This window comes from Cupriavidus sp. SIMBA_020 (assembly GCF_046535395.1).
Lineage (GTDB): Bacteria > Pseudomonadota > Gammaproteobacteria > Burkholderiales > Burkholderiaceae > Cupriavidus > Cupriavidus campinensis.
Genome location: NZ_JAWRWU010001612.1, coordinates 1 through 237, shown reverse-complemented (window position 1 = coordinate 237; position 237 = coordinate 1). Strand labels below are relative to the sequence as shown.

Below are 237 nucleotides of genomic sequence, written 5' to 3'. Positions count from 1 at the left end.
AGCCGGCGTCTTGCCGCGAAACTGGCCCGCACGAAGCTCGACTGGCAGAAGCTGCACGCGCTGGACTGGATCCTCGGCGCGCCGCATACGCCGATGCGCGAGCAGGTAACCGACTTGTTCCTGTCGGCAGGCATTGCGCCGCCCGTGCCGATCGTCGAAAGCTATTCGTCGAAGCTGATCGGCGAGATGATCGCGTCGAGCGACGACGCGGTGTCGATCGTGCCGGCCGATATCGCG

1 pseudogene is annotated in these 237 nt (G+C 65.8%); it reads left to right on the top strand.

Features of this window, described 5'->3' with window-relative positions:
* Positions 1-237, top strand: a pseudogene (locus tag SB751_RS35065) (LysR family transcriptional regulator); the annotation flags it as partial.